The sequence below is a fragment of the Streptomyces sp. BB1-1-1 genome, assembly GCF_031597775.1.
In the GTDB taxonomy this organism is placed as follows: Bacteria; Actinomycetota; Actinomycetes; order Streptomycetales; family Streptomycetaceae; genus Streptomyces; species Streptomyces thinghirensis.
In genome coordinates this window covers 2,545,937-2,562,114 of record NZ_CP134203.1, presented here as the reverse complement: position 1 = coordinate 2,562,114, position 16,178 = coordinate 2,545,937, and the positions used below count along the sequence as shown (strand labels likewise).

Annotated in this window: 13 protein-coding genes; 5 read left to right on the top strand and 8 right to left on the bottom strand. The window is 70.6% G+C overall.

Annotated elements, in window-relative coordinates:
- The first annotated feature begins 100 nt into the window (after positions 1 to 100).
- Complete coding sequence (locus RI578_RS11745; protein ID WP_310871030.1) at positions 101 to 1,684, top strand: acyl-CoA carboxylase subunit beta; 1,584 nt, start codon at positions 101 to 103, stop codon at positions 1,682 to 1,684.
- Positions 1,685 to 1,701: 17 nt separating this feature from the next.
- Positions 1,702 to 1,899: an acyl-CoA carboxylase subunit epsilon gene (locus tag RI578_RS11740; RefSeq protein WP_210960261.1), complete on the top strand. Its 198-nt coding sequence runs from the start codon at positions 1,702 to 1,704 to the stop codon at positions 1,897 to 1,899.
- Between the two features lie 247 nt (positions 1,900 to 2,146).
- Here the strand turns inward: RI578_RS11740 and RI578_RS11735 are convergent, their stop codons facing one another.
- The 8 genes from RI578_RS11735 to RI578_RS11700 form a co-directional block, all read right to left on the bottom strand.
- Positions 2,147 to 2,728 (bottom strand): ATP/GTP-binding protein, encoded by a 582-nt coding sequence (locus tag RI578_RS11735; protein WP_009314218.1) that lies wholly within the window; start codon positions 2,726 to 2,728, stop codon positions 2,147 to 2,149.
- Entirely contained in the window at positions 2,709 to 3,281 is a 573-nt protein-coding gene (locus tag RI578_RS11730; protein WP_053137547.1) for a DUF742 domain-containing protein, read from the bottom strand. Before RI578_RS11730 ends, RI578_RS11735 begins: the two co-directional genes overlap by 20 nt.
- Positions 3,282 to 3,375: 94 nt before the next feature.
- Positions 3,376 to 3,789, bottom strand: coding sequence for a roadblock/LC7 domain-containing protein (locus RI578_RS11725; RefSeq protein WP_004983065.1), 414 nt, complete (start codon positions 3,787 to 3,789; stop codon positions 3,376 to 3,378).
- 10 nt (positions 3,790 to 3,799) lie between these two features.
- Positions 3,800 to 7,081 carry a nitrate- and nitrite sensing domain-containing protein gene (locus RI578_RS11720; RefSeq protein ID WP_310871029.1) on the bottom strand — a complete coding sequence of 1,094 codons (3,282 nt, stop codon included), beginning with the start codon at positions 7,079 to 7,081 and terminating at the stop codon, positions 3,800 to 3,802.
- 402 nt (positions 7,082 to 7,483) lie between these two features.
- On the bottom strand, positions 7,484 to 8,059 hold the full coding sequence (locus tag RI578_RS11715; RefSeq protein WP_055421789.1) for an ATP/GTP-binding protein: 576 nt from the start codon (positions 8,057 to 8,059) through the stop codon (positions 7,484 to 7,486).
- Positions 8,040 to 8,438, bottom strand: coding sequence for a DUF742 domain-containing protein (locus tag RI578_RS11710; protein ID WP_003973454.1), 399 nt, complete (start codon positions 8,436 to 8,438; stop codon positions 8,040 to 8,042). Before RI578_RS11710 ends, RI578_RS11715 begins: the two co-directional genes overlap by 20 nt.
- Before the next feature lie 111 nt (positions 8,439 to 8,549).
- The gene (locus tag RI578_RS11705) at positions 8,550 to 8,963 is read right to left on the bottom strand and encodes a roadblock/LC7 domain-containing protein (RefSeq protein ID WP_005479910.1); all 414 of its coding nucleotides are present in this window, start codon (positions 8,961 to 8,963) and stop codon (positions 8,550 to 8,552) included.
- Between the two features lie 9 nt (positions 8,964 to 8,972).
- Positions 8,973 to 12,908 (bottom strand): nitrate- and nitrite sensing domain-containing protein, encoded by a 3,936-nt coding sequence (locus RI578_RS11700; protein WP_310871028.1) that lies wholly within the window; start codon positions 12,906 to 12,908, stop codon positions 8,973 to 8,975.
- A 601-nt stretch (positions 12,909 to 13,509) separates the two neighbouring features.
- Between RI578_RS11700 and RI578_RS11695 the strand changes: the two genes are divergently transcribed.
- The 3 genes from RI578_RS11695 (at position 13,510) to gltX (ending at position 16,122) form a co-directional block, all read left to right on the top strand.
- A complete protein-coding gene (locus tag RI578_RS11695; protein WP_193776563.1) occupies positions 13,510 to 13,698 on the top strand; it encodes a hypothetical protein in 189 nt (62 codons plus the stop codon).
- A 170-nt stretch (positions 13,699 to 13,868) separates the two neighbouring features.
- Positions 13,869 to 14,645, top strand: a complete 777-nt coding sequence (locus RI578_RS11690; RefSeq protein WP_310871027.1) for a fumarylacetoacetate hydrolase family protein — start codon at positions 13,869 to 13,871, stop codon at positions 14,643 to 14,645.
- Positions 14,638 to 16,122: a glutamate--tRNA ligase gene (gene gltX / locus RI578_RS11685; protein WP_310871026.1), complete on the top strand. Its 1,485-nt coding sequence runs from the start codon at positions 14,638 to 14,640 to the stop codon at positions 16,120 to 16,122. Before RI578_RS11690 ends, gltX begins: the two co-directional genes overlap by 8 nt.
- Positions 16,123 to 16,178 lie beyond the last annotated feature (56 nt).

Sequence of the window (16,178 nt, the reverse complement as noted above, 5' to 3'; positions counted from 1 at the left end):
CATGCCGTGAGGGTTCTGTTCAGTGCTACCAGTAAAACGCGTCGGAGACTGTACGGAGTCGACGGCTGGCAATCCTTGGTCGGCTTCGTAGAGTCGCTACATGACCGTTTTGGATGAGGCGCCGGGTGAGCCGACGGACGCGCGCGGGCGAGTGGCCGAACTGCACGAGATCCGTGCGCAGGCACTGGCCGGGCCGAGCGAGAAGGCGACGGCGGCGCAGCACGCCAAGGGCAAGCTGACGGCACGGGAGCGCATCGAGCTGCTCCTGGACCCGGGGTCCTTCCGCGAGGTCGAGCAACTGCGCCGGCACCGGGCGACCGGTTTCGGCCTGGAGGCCAAGAAGCCGTACACCGACGGTGTCATCACCGGCTGGGGCACGGTGGAGGGCCGCACGGTCTTCGTCTACGCACACGACTTCCGGATCTTCGGCGGCGCGCTGGGCGAGGCCCACGCCACGAAGATCCACAAGATCATGGACATGGCCATCGCGGCCGGTGCCCCGCTGGTCTCCCTGAACGACGGCGCCGGCGCCCGCATCCAGGAGGGCGTCAGCGCCCTCGCCGGGTACGGCGGCATCTTCCAGCGCAACACCAAGGCGTCCGGGGTCATCCCGCAGATCAGCGTGATGCTCGGCCCGTGCGCGGGCGGCGCCGCCTACAGCCCCGCCCTCACGGACTTCGTCTTCATGGTCCGCGACACCTCGCAGATGTTCATCACCGGACCGGACGTCGTCAAGGCCGTCACCGGCGAGGAGATCACCCAGAACGGCCTCGGCGGCGCCGACGTGCACGCCGAGACGTCCGGCGTCTGCCACTTCGCCTACGACGACGAGGAGACGTGCCTCGCCGAGGTGCGCTACCTCCTCTCGCTGCTCCCGCAGAACAACCGCGAGAACCCGCCCCGCACCGAGACCGGCGACCCGGCGGACCGTCGCGGCGACACCCTCCTCGACCTGGTCCCGGCGGACGGCAACCGCCCGTACGACATGACCAAGGTCATCGAGGAGCTCGTCGACGACGGCGAGTACCTGGAGGTCCACGAGCGCTGGGCGCGCAACATCATCTGCGCCCTGGCCCGTCTGGACGGCCAGGTCGTCGGCATCGTCGCCAACCAGCCGCAGGCCCTGGCCGGCGTCCTGGACATCGAGGCCAGCGAGAAGGCCGCGCGCTTCGTGCAGATGTGCGACGCCTTCAACATCCCGATCATCACCCTCCTGGACGTACCCGGCTTCCTGCCGGGCGTCGACCAGGAACACGGCGGAATCATCCGCCACGGCGCCAAGCTCCTCTACGCCTACTGCAACGCGACCGTCCCGCGCATCTCGCTCATCCTGCGCAAGGCGTACGGAGGTGCTTACATCGTCATGGACAGCCAGTCCATCGGCGCCGACCTCACCTACGCCTGGCCGACCAACGAGATCGCCGTGATGGGTGCCGAGGGCGCGGCCAACGTCATCTTCCGCCGTCAGATCGCCGACGCCGAGGACCCCGAGGCCATGCGGGCCCGCATGGTCAAGGAGTACAAGGCCGAGCTGATGCACCCCTACTACGCGGCCGAGCGCGGCCTGGTCGACGACGTCATCGACCCGGCGGAGACCCGCGAAGTCCTCATCCGCTCCCTCGCGATGCTCCAGACCAAGCACGCCGACCTGCCCTCCCGCAAGCACGGCAACCCGCCGCAGTGACCCGAGGAGCCACGTCCATGTCCACTCCCGACATCCGCGTCGAGAAGGGCCACGCCGAGCCCGAGGAAGTCGCCGCCATCACGGCCCTCCTCATGGCCCGCGCCGCCGCCCACCCCATCGAGATCGCCCCGACCCACGGCGGCGGCCCCGTCCGCGCGGGCTGGCGCCGCCTGGAACGCGAGCCGGGCTTCCGCGCGCCCCACAGCTGGCGCTGACCTGAGCCCACGAAGAGGCCCCCTCCACCAGGAGGGGGCCTCTTCTTCGCACTACACGCCGGGCGGGGCAACGTCCGTAGGGGCGCGGGGAACTGCGCGACCAGCCACGGGTCACCCGCACCCGGCAACGAAACCGCCCCCGGCAGCCCAGTGGCCGCAGGGGGCGTCGCGCAACCCGGCGCTAGCGGGGTGCCGCCTGCGCCCACCCGTGCCGCCCAAGCGGCACGACTGCCCGCAGGCTGCGCGGCTAGCGCAACCGCGCCATCAGCGCGTGCTCGACCAGCGTGATCAGGGCACTCTTCGCATCGGCCCGATGCCGCGCGTCCGTCGTGATGATCGGCGTGTCCGGCCCGATCTGCAGAGCCTCCCGGACCTCGTCCGGGTTGTACGGCTGCTGGCCGTCGAAGCCGTTCAGCGCGATCACGAACGGCAGGCCGCTGTTCTCGAAGTAGTCGACGGCGGGGAAGCAGTCGGCGAGCCGCCTCGTGTCGACCAGAACGATCGCGCCGATGGCGCCGCGCACCAGGTCGTCCCACATGAACCAGAAGCGGTCCTGGCCGGGCGTACCGAAGAGGTACAGGATCAGGTCCTGGTCGAGCGTGATGCGTCCGAAGTCCATGGCGACCGTCGTGGTCGTCTTGTCCCCCGTGTGGGTGAGATCGTCGATGCCCGCGGACGCGGACGTCATCACGGCCTCGGTGCGCAGCGGGTTGATCTCCGAGACGGCGCCGACGAACGTGGTCTTGCCCACGCCGAAGCCGCCCGCCACCACGATCTTCGCGGACGTGGTGGAGCGGGAAGGCCCTCCGCTAGAGCTTGCGAAGTCCACTGAGCACCCTTTCGAGCAGTGTCACGTCTGGCTGGCCGCCGGCGTTCTCGTCGCCGCCGGGCTGATGGATGGCGACCAGGCCCGCCTCCGCCAAGTCGGCGACGAGGATCCTGGCCACACCGAGAGGGATCGTCAGGAGGGCCGAGACCTCGGCCACCGACTTGATCTCCCGGCAGAGGTTGCAGATCCGCTGATGCTCGGGCAGCTGGCCCTGCATCTGGTGCGGCTGCGCGGTGGTGTGCACCAGCGCCTCGATGGCGAGCTGGTACCGCGGCCTGGTGCGGCCGCCCGTCATGGCGTACGGGCGCACCAGGGGGTTGTTCGACGCCCCGGCGGGCGCCGGCTCAGGGGTGCGGCGCTGCGGCTGCACGGGCTGGATGCGCGGAGCGTGCGGCTGGTCGTACGGCGAAGGGCCGGGGCCCTGCGGCGCGTACGGCTGCCGGTGGCTCGGCACGGAGGGGTAGCCGTATCCGTTTGCCGAGCCGTCGTTCTGACCCTGGCCAGGGCCGTACGACCAGTTGCCCGAAGACGGACCGCCTGGGGGTGTTGCCACTTTTTCCTCCTCCGACTGTGCCTGGCATCCATCACTGTGGAGCCGCGTCCCGAAACTTTACGGCCACGGGACGCCAAAACGCACCGTCTGTCCTTTAGTTGAGAAGGCTCCCTTGGAGCTCAGCCCGCAGATCCGGCGTCAGGACCGTGCCGGCACGGTCCACCAGAAGGGCCATCTCGTACCCAATGAGACCGATGTCCGCCTCCGGGTGTGCGAGAACCGCGAGGGACGAGCCGTCGGAAATGGACATGATGAAGAGGAATCCCCGCTCCATCTCCACAACCGTCTGGTTCACGCTGCCGCCCTCGAAGATGCGCGAGGCACCGGCGGTCAGCGAGGTCAGGCCGGAGGCGACGGCCGCGAGCTGATCGGCACGGTCGCGCGGGAACCCTTCGGACATCGCCAGAAGGAGTCCGTCGGCGGAGACCACCACCGTGTGGGACACCCCCGGGGTGTTGTCCACGAAGTTGGTGATCAACCAGTTCAGGTTCTGCGCCGCCTGGCTCATCGGGCTCACACTAACGCTCCTGGTTGTAGGTGCTGTCAGGACCACGGTGTTCATTCCTTGTGTCCTGGCCGTTCGTTTCACTGCCTGCGCTGCGGCCTCGTTCGACGCCGCGCCGCAGGTTGCTCAGCCTGCCCCGGACGTCCTCCGGGGCGCGGGAGACCTGTGGGCCTCCCTGTGGAGTGGTCTCGGCGGCGCCCTCGACCAGGTTGGCCTTGGGTACCCGTCGCGGCAGGCCCGAGGAGGTGACCCCGCCCGCCTTGGGCTTGCGCAGCGCCGAGGCCTGCTGCCAGCGGTCGTCGTTGGCCGACCGCCAGTTGTCCGTGCCACCCGCCTCCGGGGCGGCGGCCGGCGCCTCCTGGCCCACACGTCCCGCATCGCCCGCGCCGCTCGCGGTGGATCCGCGGCGGGGAAGACCGGCGTCGGTCATCCGGTGGGCGGCGGAGGGGGCCGCGCCCGGACGGTCGAAGCCTACGCGGTCCGCCTCGTTCACGTCAGCGGCCTGCACGGATTCCGCCTCCGGAGCACCCGCGGGGTACTGGTCCGGATAACCGTTCTGGTGCTGGTACCCGTTCTGGTAACCGTCCTGCTGGGGCCAGTCGTCCTGGTGGCGCCGCTGCTCGAAGGGCGAGTACGCCTCCTGGGCGTCGGTGCCCGCCGGCTGGTGCCCGCCTCGGCCCTGTTCCGGGTAGGAGGGGTCCTGGTAGCCGCCGCCCGCCGGGTACGCCTCGCCCTGCGGCATGCCGCCGCCCGGCGCGAAGTACTGCTCGTCGTACGACGTCTGCTGCTGATCGGCGTACGACGACCGCTGGTCGTACCCGCCGGTCTGCCCGGTCTGCTGCTCCTGGTAGCCGCTCTGACCCTGGTCGTACACCGGCTGCTGTCCGGTGAACTGGTCCTGGTACCCGGGCGTCGCGGCCTCCTCGCGGCCGCCGTGGTCCGCCGGACCGGGCAGCTCGGGATTCGACTGGGACTCCAGGGCCGCGCGGCGCTCCTCGCGCATCAGCGAGCGGCCGACCGGGTCGAGCTCGCGTATGTCGTCGGGGACCTCGGAGTACCGGCTGTCGTCGAAGCCCAGCTCGGCGGCGGTCCGCATGGGCTGACCGACCTGACCGAAGCTCTCGCCGCCCTGGAAGTTCTGCTCCGGGATGATCTGCGAGACGGTGAACTCGTCGCGCTGCTGCTCGCCACCGCCACCGTGCGTGATGGCGTCCGGGAGCATGACCAGCGAGGTGGTGCCCGCCTGCTCGCCGGAGGGGCGCAGCTGGACGCGGATGCCGTGCCGGTCCGACAGCCGGCCGACCACGAACAGGCCCATGCGCTGCGAGATCGCGGCGTCCACGGTCGGCGGGTTGGCCAGCTTGTGGTTGATGTCCGCGAAGTCCTCGGCGGTCAGGCCGATGCCCTTGTCGTGGATCTCGACCATCACGCGGCCGTCGGGCAGCCGGGTCGCGGTGACGCGGACCTTGGTCTGCGGGGAGGAGAACGTCGTCGCGTTCTCCAGCAGCTCGGCCAGCAGGTGCACGAGGTCGGTCACGGCACGGCCGTGGATCTCGGCCTCCGGGACGCCGGACAGCTCGACGCGTTCGTACTGCTCCACCTCGGAGGAGGCGGCGCGCAGCACGTCGACCAGCGGGACCGGCTGGTCCCAGCGGCGGCCGGGCTCCTCGCCGGCGAGGACCAGGAGGTTCTCGCCGTTGCGGCGCATACGGGTGGCGAGGTGGTCCAGCCGGAAGAGGTTCTCCAGCTGGTCGGGGTCGGCCTCGTTGTTCTCCAGGTCGGTGATCAGGCTCAGCTGGCCCTCGATCAGCGACTGGTTGCGGCGCGACAGGTTGGTGAAGATCGCGTTGATGTTGCCCCGCAGCAGGGCCTGCTCGGCGGCGAGCCGGACGGCCTCGCGGTGCACCTGGTCGAAGGCGCGGGCGACTTCGCCGATCTCGTCGGTCGAGGTGATCGGGATCGGCTGGACCCGGGTGTCGACCCGGCCGGGGTCGGTACGGGAGAGCTGGTCGACCAGCATCGGCAGGCGCTGCTCGGCGATGCCGAAGGCGGCGTTGCGCAGCTGGCGCATGGAGCGGCTCATCTGGCGGGCCACCATGCCGGCCAGGATGAACGCGGCGAGCAGCGCGATGACGACCGCGGCACCCGTGATGTAGGCGTCCCGCTCGGCGTCGTCGGCGATCGTGGACGCCTCGGACACCGCCTTGTCGGCGAGGTCCGACTCGATCTTCTGGTACGCGTCGAACTTGAGGGTGTTGACCGCCCACCAGTTTTCCGGCGTGATGCCCTGCTCGGCCAGGTCGGCCCGGGCACTGGGGTCCGTCGAGTCCAGCCGGGCCAGCTCCGAGATCATCGTCGTCGGGTTGGCCGGCGGCGGCACGTAGTCCGGGTCCTTGGCCTTGGCCTCCTTGGCCATGGCCGCACCGTCCGTCTTGAGCTGCGCCTCGGCGTCCTCGAGCTTCTGCGCGTCCGCCTCGGTACCGCCGCCGATGTACTCCTCGATGGCGATGCGCTCGAGGTACGCGTACGAGGAGAGCGCGACGCGCTGGCTGGCGAGGTGGCTGGGGTCCGGACCCGGCTTGACCAGCATGTGCATGCCGATGGAGCGCTCCAGGGAGAGCGCCGCCTTGGTCAGCGAGATCGCGTAGACGGTACGGCCGTAGGAGGTGATGTTGCCGGTGCCCAGACCGAGTTCGTTGGCGAACTCCATCAGGGGGTGGGCGATCCCGGTGTAGCCCTCCTCGGTCTCCACGCCCTTGAGCTTGGAGGTGTACGCGGCCACGCGCAGCGTCTGGAGCTTGGGCTCCTGCTCGCGGAAGACCTTCAGACGGCGCTCAAGGCCCGCCTTGCCGGGCATGTCCTGGGCCGCCTCGTCGAACGCGTCGGCCGCCTGGTCGGTCGTCTGGCGGGCCTTGGTGACGGTCGCGTCCTCCTGGCCCTTGCCCTGCAGCAGCGGGGCGGCCGTGAGGTCGCGCTCGTTGTAGAGGGCGTTGGCGTAGCCGAGGGAGGCCCGCACCAGGCGCGCGGTGCTCTCGGCGTCCTCGGCGTCCGACCAGGTGTCGATCGAGCTCTTCACCTGGAAGCCGCCCATGACGAGGCCGACCAGCACGGGAATGAGCAGGATCGCGTTCAGCCGGGTGGTCACCCGCCAGTTGCGCGGGGAGAAACGGCCGCCGCTCGGGGCGGGTTCGGCCTTGGTTTCCGAAGCGGGCACGGGGGCGGGCGCCGCTGTGCGCGGCGGCGGGGTGAAGTTGCCCCGGGCCGATGGCTCGGGACTGTTCTTGCTTCGCCTCACTCGACCAACAACCTCTCGGCGGTCGGCACCTATGTCGTGCCGCTGTGTCTCAGAGCCCAGTCCGTCATCGGGTACGCACTACTGCTGAGTACGTCTTTGACCATTGGGCAGTTCTGGCATTCCAGCACGGCGACCAGCGCTCTTCCAAACAGTGGAACGCGGGGGTTACACGTGATGTAAGCCCCGCGTAAAACGGTCATAAAGAGCGAGGACCGTCAAAAGACGGGGCGTTCGTGCGCGCAGCGAGACCAGTTGACCGCGTCGCGTGTCGGTACCACCCGATTCCTCTGCCGAAACGTTATGAACGGCGGAGCCGACCGTGTCAAAGGACACAGTCGGCTCCGCCCCGCCTACGACAAGTGCCGTAGACCCCTGCCGACTTGGCCGCGGCCGCCCGCGTACCTACCGCAGGCGTGCCATCAGCGCGTGCTCCACCAGCGTGATCAGCGCACTCTTCGCGTCGGCGCGGTGCCGGGCGTCGGTCGTGATGATCGGGGTGTCCGGACCGATCTGTAGCGCCTCGCGCACCTCGTCCGGGTTGTACGGCTGCTGTCCGTCGAAGCCGTTGAGCGCGACGACGAACGGCAGGCCCGAGTTCTCGAAGTAGTCCACCGCGGGGAAGCAGTCGGCCAGCCGCCGCGTGTCCACCAGCACCACCGCGCCGATGGCGCCGCGCACCAGGTCGTCCCACATGAACCAGAAACGGTCCTGGCCCGGCGTGCCGAACAGGTAAAGGATCAGGTCCTGGTCGAGCGTGATGCGGCCGAAGTCCATGGCGACCGTGGTGGTCGTCTTGTCCCCGGCGTGCGTCAGGTCGTCGATCCCGGCGCTGGCAGAGGTCATCACGGCCTCGGTGCGCAGCGGGTTGATCTCGGAGACGGCGCCCACGAACGTGGTCTTGCCGACGCCGAAGCCGCCGGCCACCACGATCTTCGCGGAGGTGGTCGCCCGACCCCCGTCAGAGCTTTCGAAGTCCACTGAGCACCCTTTCGAGCAGTGTCACGTCCGGCGCACCGCCGTTGTTCTCGTCGCCGCCAGGCTGGTGAATGGCGACCAGCCCGGCCTCCGCGAGGTCCGCGACGAGGATCCGGGCCACGCCGAGCGGCATCGCCAGCAGGGCCGACACCTCGGCCACCGACTTCACCTCGCGGCACAGGTGGCAGATGCGCTGATGCTCGGGAAGCAGCCCCATGAGCGCTGCCGGGTCGGCCGTCGTGCTGATCAGCGCCTCGATGGCGAGCTGGTAGCGCGGCCTCGTCCGGCCGCCGGTCATCGCGTACGGACGTACCAGCGGCTGGTCGCCCTCGTCCTCGTACGGCTCCGCGTACGGATCATGAGAGGCGGTGGGCGGGGTCATGAATCCTCCGGGCGGGACAGCAGGTTGGTCAGTCGTGCCGTCTGACGAGGCCGGTGGGGGGATTGTGGCGGCCGGACGGTGATTTGGTAACACGGGTGGTGCCGGGGCCGTTCAGTGGAGCAGACTTCCTTGTAGTTCAGCGCGCAGGTCGGGCGTGAGTACCGCCCCCGCGCGGTCGACCAGGAGTGCCATCTCGTAGCCGACGAGGCCGATGTCGCACTCCGGGTGGGCGAGGACGGCCAGGGACGAGCCGTCCGAGACGGACATGAGGAAAAGGAACCCGCGTTCCATCTCCACGACCGTCTGTGCCACGTCGCCGCCCTCGAAGATCCGGGACGCCCCGGCGGTCAGCGAGGTCAGCCCCGAGGCGACGGCCGCGAGCTGGTCGGCGCGGTCGCGCGGAAAGCCCTCCGACATCGCCAGAAGGAGTCCGTCCGCGGACACGACGACGGTGTGGGACACCCCCGGGGTGTTGTCCACGAAATTCGTGATCAACCAGTTGAGGTTCTGTGCCGCCTGGCTCATCGGGCTCAACTAACGCTCCTGCTGGTGAGTGGGCCGCGGATAGCTGCCGGTCTGGTTGGTCCCGGCCTGGCGGCCCTGTGCGATTCCCCGACGGAGATTGGTCAGCCGGCCGCGCACCTCGTCGGGCGCACGCGATACCTGCGGACCGTTCTGGTGCGACTGCTGCTGAGCCGTGCCCGGGACGAGGTTCGCCCTGGGCACCCGGCGCGGCAGGCCGGATGTGGTGATCCCGCCGGCCGCCGGCTGCCGTACGCGCTCGGCCTGCCGGACGAGGTCGTCGTTCGGCGAGCTGCGCCAGGAGGAGGTGGCGGGCCGCTGAGGGGCCGCCGGGGTCTGGGGCTGGGGGGCCTGCGGTTCCGGGGCCGCGGCCGGGGCGCCCTGCTGGGCCCTCGCCTCGCGGTCGCCGTGGAACCAGTTGGTCTCCAGCGTGTCGTACAGCGGCGTACGTCCGTCACCGGGGCCGGAGGCAGGGGGCAGGGCCCATCCGTCACCCGGCCGCTGCGCGGCGGTCCCGTTGGTGTTCCCACCCGCGGGCTCCTGGTGGGCCGGACGCTGCTGCGGGGCCGGCGGCTGCGGGGCGCCGAAGTCGTTCCCGCCGTGCGCGCCGTTGACCTGCGGGCGCTCGAACTGGCCGGTGGGGGCCGGGTTCTGACGCTCCGGCAGGCGGTGCTGCCCGGTCGAGCCGTTGTCGAAGCCCTGGGCGCCGTTGAACGGGCCGGTCGAGGCCGGGCCGGCCTGGCCGGGCTGTCCGCCGAAGACGTCCGAGCGGACGAAGGAGCCGCCGTTCTGCTGCGGGGCGGCCGGCTCGGGCCGCGCGAACTGGTCGTTCTGCGGGGCGGCGTGCGTTCCGCCCTGACCGTACTGGTCCTGGCCGTACTGGTTCTGACCGGCCTGGTTCTGGCCCGTCTGGTTCTGACCGGCCTGGTTATGACCGGGCTGGGCGAACCGCCCCGCGTTCTGCGGGTCGTCCCGGCGAGGTGCCGGGGCGTCGAAGTCCGGGCGGGCGAACTCGGCCGTGGCGCCGGGTCCCTGGGACTCGCCGAGCCGGGGAACCGCCGGCATCTCGGTGGTCGAGCCCGGGCCCTGCCGGTCGTCGAAGCGCGGCGTGCGGTCCGTACGCGAGCTGTCCGGCTCCTCGTGGCCGCGCGGGGCGTCCAGCGAGGCGCGCGGCACGGGCGGCTGCGCGTTCTCGTCGCTCCAGCTGGGGGTACGGGGCTGCGGGTTGCCGCCGGGCAGCTCGGCCCGCGGACCGCCGCGCGGCGGCAGCTGCGGGCGACGGCCCTGCTCGGCGTCGCCGTTCCCCTTGCCGCGGCGCTTGCCGCGCTGCGGGGGCGCGGACGGGCCGCGTCCGCCACCGAAGGCGTCCTGGCCCTGCTGGGTGTTGCCCTGCGGAGCGTTGCCCTGCGGCGCGTTCATGCCCGCGGCCTGCAGGCCCTGCGGAGCACCGGGCGCCTGACCGGCACCCGCACCCGCGCCGGCCGGAGCCGGGCGGTTCTGCTGGTTCGGTCCCGCCGGGGACTGCGGCCCGCGCGCGCCGCCCGGCGCACCCGGGCGACCGCCCGCGTCACGCCCGGGCAGTGCGGCCCGCGGCCCCTGACCGGCACCGAGCCGGCCACCGCTCGGCGCACCGGCGCCGAGGGCACCGCCACCGCCGCCGAAGGCACCGCCGCCACCGAGGGCGCCACCGCCCTGGCCGCCACCACGCCGGGCCGCCGCGACACCGGCCGCGGCCTGCGCGGCGGCCGGACCGCCGTTGCCCGAGGCGGGCTGACCCGGCTTGGGCTGCGGCTTGCGGCCGCCCTGGGCGACATCGACGGGCAGCATGACCAGCGCGGTCGTACCACCGGAGTCGGACGGGCGCAGCTGGATGCGGATGCCGTGGCGCTGCGAGAGGCGGCCGACCACGAACAGACCCATGCGGCGGGAGACGGAGACGTCCACGGTCGGCGGCGAGGCGAGCCGCTCGTTGATCGCGGCCAGGTCCTCCGGCGAGAGGCCGATACCGGTGTCGTGGATTTCGATCAGCACACGGCCGTCGGGCAGCGCGTGACCGGTGACCTTGACCTTGGTCTGCGGGGAGGAGAACGAGGTCGCGTTCTCCAGCAGCTCGGCGAGCAGGTGCACGAGGTCGTTGACCACGCGTCCGGCGACCTCGGTGGTCGGCACGGAGGACAGCTCGATGCGCTCGTACTGCTCCACCTCGGAGGCGGCGGCGCGGAGCACGTCGACCAGCGGGACCGGCCGGGTCCAGCGGCGGCCCGGCTCCTCACCGGCGAGGACGAGGAGGTTCTCACCGTTACGACGCATGCGGGTCGCGAGGTGGTCGAGCTTGAACAGCGAGGACAGCTGGTCCGGGTCGGCCTCGCGGGACTCCAGTTCCGAGATCAGCGACAGCTGGCGCTGGATCAGACCCTGGGAGCGGCGCGAGAGGTTGGTGAACATCGCGTTGACGTTGCCCCGCAGCAGGGCCTGCTCGGCGGCGAGGCGGACCGCCTCGCGGTGCACGTCGTCGAAGGCCGCGGCCACTCGGCCGATCTCGTCCCGGGAGTGCACACCGACCGACTCCACCGAGGTGTCGACGTCCTGCGGGTCGGTCTCGGAGAGCTGCTTGACCAGCTCGGGCAGGCGGTCCTGGGCGACCTTGGTCGCGGTGTCCTCCAGGCGGCGCAGCGACCGGATCATGGAGCGGGCCACGACGAAGGCGCCGACCAGGGAGACGCCGAGCACGATCAGGATCAGCACACCGGAGATGATCGCCTCGCGCTCCGACTCGCTGCGCAGCTCGCGGGCCTGCTGCTCCATGTCCTCCAGCAGCTTGAGCTCGATGTTCTTCATCTGCTGGATCTTGGTGGAGCTGTCGTCCAGCCAGTCCTGGTAGGACCGGGTCTTGAGGTCGGCCAGGCCGTTGACCTGGCCGAGCGCGCGGCCGGCGTACTGGTCGGACGACTCGATCACCGGGTTGCCCTCGGAGATCGGCTTGAGGAGTTCCTCGGCGCCGTCGCCGTAGATGCTGGTGAAGCTGCGGACCTCGGAGGTCTGGCTCTGCAGCGCCGACTGGGCGTAGAGCCGGTCGTTCTCGGAGAGCTTGCCCTTGCTGGTGGTGTTCGCGGGCAGCGCGGCCGCGAGGACCGCGCGCTGGATCGACGCGTACTCCTTGGCCGAGGAGAAGGCCGACAGGGCGCGCGTGCGCTGGATCATGTCGGGGTTGCTGGTCGCCTCCGCCATGTCCTGCGAGAGGTCGAGCAGGTGGGTGATCAGGCGGTGGTAGGCCTCGACGGTCTGGGTCGAGTTCTCCTCGGCCTGATAGGCGGTACTGCGGATCTTGTTCAGATCGTTCAGGTCGCTGGCGAGGCCGACGAGGCTGTCGCGGACACCGACGAGGTTGCCGTCCTTGCTGGCGGCGTCGATCTCCTCGGACTGGTCGAGGAAGTTCTTCAGGGCCCGGTCGGTCTTCTCCCGGTCGCCCTTGACCGCGATCGCGCTGGACGTCGAGCCGTGCGCCAGGGGACCGGCGGACTGGTCGCGCTCCTCCTGGAGCGCGGCGGCCAGCTCGGTGGCCTGCTTGGTCATCTCGGTCAGCAGCTTCATGTTGTCGAGCTGCTGGATGTCGTCCATCGACTGGTTGATGCGCAGCGCGCCCAGCGAGGTGGCCGCGACCACCGGAAGCGCGAGCAGCGACACCAGACGGGTGGAGATCCGCCAGTTGCGCAGGGCTATTCGCGGGCCGGGGCCGGTCGAGCCCTTGGCCGGCTTCGCGGGCGGCTTCTGGCCGGCGGCGGACGACGTCCCGGCCTGACCGGGGCGGTCGCCGTTGTCGCCGGACTGGCCCTGACCCGGGTTCTGGGCGTGCTGGGGCGAGGAGCTGACGGCCTTGGGGCCAGTCCCGCCGTGCTGCGGCTCCGGCTCCGCCGAAGCGCTGCCATCCCTCTTGAAACGTCCCTGCACTAGCGTCGCAACCTCTGGACCAGGCGCCCTTCCGCGTGAACGGACGGGCACGGTGTCGGCGTCATAGGGGCGCCCTGAATACGCCCCCGTGGTGGTCGTGAGTGACCGGCGCTGGTTCCCCCATCTCGCCGCCGCTCGGCGCTGGTGTGCGCCCCCTGTGCGCCGGCTCGATCCCGCAGCGGTCCGTGGAATTCCAGCACAGTGCAGGATCTCCAACAAGGCCCATGGGGCAGCCCGTGACATAGGTGACAGCACGTGAGGGCCGAGTCACCGGACGTAGAAAATGATCACCCGCAAAACGGACGTATATCCGCGAGTCGTCGACGCCCGGCGGGTGTCCCAGTCGACATGATCAGGAGCGGAATGGTGGGTTCAGGTGGGCAATGTCGCTTTCGTCGCGCTGATGCGGGAGCCTGAATTGACCGGTTTGACCCTTGATAAGTGAGCAAACTCACACGTAGATCATGGGCCTCGCTCGGGTTGGCGGGGAATCGCATGTTTAGCCTGACGCTTTACAGAGAAGGCAAAACCGACAACCCGCGCCCTCGCAAGGGTTCTTGCAGTCCCCGGGCGCCCGGACACGACAGGGTCTCGTACAACCGTGAAGACGACGATGATGTTCCACAAGATCGCCAACCCGCGACGCACGACGCTGGCGCACCTCGACGGTGCCGACGACCTGCGGACGCCGGAGCAGCCGGAGCACGCCGTCGAGCTCCCCGCTCAGACCGCCAACCCCCGGCGCACGACGCTCATGGAGATGCCGGTCGCGGCCTCCGCCGCAGAGTAGTACGTCACCCGGCCGCCGGACGTTCAGGGCGGCCGTACGGGCACACGGGCGCCCGCGCGCCGAACCGCCGCCCCCGGGGCCACGGGACGTAATGCGCGAGGCGCCCCCGCCTTGCCGCGTTAGCCTGGAGCGTCAGACTCCAGCCAGCTCAGCAAGGGGCCAAGCAACCCGTGCGCATCGCCAGGTTCTCCATCGACGGGAACGTCGCCTTCGGCGCGGTCGAGGGCGACCAGCCGGACCAGCTCGTCCTCGACATCATCAAGGGCATCCCGTTCGCGGACTTCGAGCTCTCCGGCACCAAGGTGCCCCTGAGCAAGGTGCGGCTCCTGCCGCCCGTACTCCCCAACAAGGTCGTCGCCTTCGGCCGCAACTACGCCGAGCACGCCCGCGAACTCGGCAACGAGGTGCCCGACGCCCCGTTCGCCTTCTTCAAGCCGTCCACCTCGGTCATCGGCCCCGGCGACGCCATCCAGTACCCCTCCTTCTCCGAGGAACTGCACCACGAGGCCGAGCTCGCCGTCGTCATCGGCCGCATGTGCCGCGAGGTCCCGCGCGACCGCGTCAAGGACGTCGTCTTCGGCTACACCTGCGCCAACGACGTCACCGCCCGCGACGTGCAGCGCCGCGAGAAGCAGTGGGCCAGGGCCAAGGGCTTCGACTCCTCCTGCCCGCTGGGCCCCTGGGTGGAGACCGACCTGGACCCGAGCGATCTCACCATCCAGCTCACGGTCAACGGCGGCCAGCGCCAGCTCGGCCGCACCAGCGAGATGATCCACTCCATCGAGGATCTGATCGTCAACATCTCCGAGGCGATGACGCTGCTCCCCGGCGACGTGATTCTCACGGGCACCCCGGCCGGCGTCGGCCCCCTCAACGTCGGCGACGAGGTCGCCGTCAGCATCGAAGGCATCGGCACTCTCACCAACAAGGTTGTCAAGCGTGGCTAGCGCACCCGGCTCCCCCGTACGCGTCCGTTTCTGTCCGTCCCCCACCGGCAACCCCCACGTGGGCCTGGTCCGCACCGCCCTGTTCAACTGGGCGTTCGCCCGGCACCACCAGGGCACGCTGGTCTTCCGCATCGAGGACACCGACGCGGCCCGCGACTCCGAGGAGTCGTACCAGCAGCTTCTGGACTCGATGCGCTGGCTGGGCTTCGACTGGGACGAGGGCCCCGAGATCGGCGGCCCGCACGCGCCGTACCGCCAGTCGCAGCGCATGGACGTCTACCAGGACGTCGCCGCCAAGCTCCTCGACGCCGGCCACGCCTACCGCTGCTACTGCTCCCAGGAGGAGCTGGACACCCGCCGCGAGGCCGCCCGCGCCGCCGGCCAGCCCTCCGGCTACGACGGCCACTGCCGCGAGCTGAGCGACGCCCGGGTCGAGGAGTACGTGGCGCAGGGCCGCGAGCCCATCGTCCGCTTCCGGATGCCCGACGAGGCGATCACCTTCACGGACCTGGTCCGCGGCGAGATCACGTACCTCCCGGAGAACGTCCCGGACTACGGCATCGTCCGCGCGAACGGCGCCCCGCTCTACACGCTCGTCAACCCGGTCGACGACGCCCTGATGGAGATCACCCACGTCCTGCGCGGCGAGGACCTGCTCTCCTCCACCCCGCGCCAGATCGCCCTGTACAAGGCGCTGACCGAGCTGGGCATCGCCAAGGAGACCCCCGCCTTCGGCCACCTGCCCTACGTCATGGGCGAGGGCAACAAGAAGCTCTCCAAGCGCGACCCGCAGTCGAGCCTGAACCTCTACCGGGAGCGCGGCTTCCTCCCCGAGGGCCTGCTCAACTACCTCTCCCTGCTCGGCTGGTCGCTCTCCGCCGACCAGGACATCTTCTCGATCGAGGAGATGGTCGCGGCCTTCGACGTCTCGGACGTCAACCCCAACCCGGCCCGCTTCGACCTCAAGAAGTGCGAGGCGATCAACGCCGACCACATCCGCATGCTGGAGGTGAAGGACTTCACCGAGCGCTGCCGCCCGTGGCTGAAGGCCCCCGTCGCCCCTTGGTCTCCGGAGGACTTCGACGAGGCCAAGTGGCAGGCGATCGCGCCGCACGCGCAGACCCGCCTGAAGGTCCTCTCCGAGATCACGGACAACGTCGACTTCCTGTTCCTGCCGGAGCCGGTCTTCGACGAGGCCTCCTGGAACAAGGCGATGAAGGAGGGCTCGGACGCCCTGCTCCGCACCGCCCGCGAGAAGCTGGACGCGGCCGACTGGACGTCCCCCGAGTCCCTCAAGGAGGCCGTCCTGGCCGCCGGTGAGGCGCACGGCCTCAAGCTCGGCAAGGCGCAGGCCCCCGTCCGGGTCGCCGTCACGGGCCGCACGGTCGGCCTGCCCCTCTTCGAGTCCCTGGAGGTCCTGGGCAAGCAGAAGGCGCTGGCCCGGATCGACGCGGCGCTGGCGAGGGCGGCCGCGTAACGCACACGTGCACGTGCAGGGGCGGCGCCCGGGCTTCCGGGGGCCGCCCCTTCGCC